We start from the raw sequence: 632 nt of genomic DNA, 5'->3' as shown, positions 1-632 counted from the left end.
AGGGGCGATCCTCCAGGGCTTCAGGACCGCCCTCAAGGAAGCGGTCATACCAGCGGTAGAACGTCCGGCGAGGAATACCCAGCTTGTCCAGAGTGTGCTTGGCCGGCAGGTGCGACTGCTCGACGATCCTGATAATCTCCAGCTTTTCTGCGGCGGGGTACCTCATTCGTCGTCGCCCCCATCCGCGATCATGCTTTTTTTGAGCAGGCGGTTTTCTAACGTCAGGTCAGCAACGCATTTCTTCAGGGCACGGGCTTCACGGCGCAGATCCTGCACCTCGCCCGTGGTCGCAGAACGGGCGGTATCGCCCGCGAGCCGGCGTTTGCCGGCCTCCATGAACTCTTTCGACCAGGTGTAGTAGAGGCTCTGGGCGATGCCTTCACGCCGACACAGCTCGGCGATGCTGTCCTCGCCGCGCAATCCGTCGAGCACGATGCGGATCTTGTCCTCGGCCGAGAAATGCCGCCGCGTCTGTCGGCGAATGTCTTTCACCACGGCTTCGGCAGAGGCCTTTGCTGGCGATTTTCGCAAGGAGGGTTTGGGCTTCATCTTCGTTCCTTCGTCACTACGACGAAGCCCAAACCCTCCTTAAATCTCAACCCCTAATCTGTGCCATGGGCGCTGACGCCGGA

General features: G+C 60.6%; 1 pseudogene. It reads right to left on the bottom strand.

The features are described 5' to 3' along the window. Positions 1–549: pseudogene (locus tag I5E68_RS19970) on the bottom strand (transposase); the annotation flags it as partial. Between the last annotated feature and the right edge of the window lie 83 nt (positions 550–632).

The organism is Novosphingobium aureum, assembly GCF_015865035.1.
GTDB lineage: Bacteria > Pseudomonadota > Alphaproteobacteria > Sphingomonadales > Sphingomonadaceae > Novosphingobium > Novosphingobium aureum.
The sequence above is the reverse complement of the archived record's forward strand: the minus strand, read 5'-3'. Positions and strand labels throughout refer to the sequence as shown.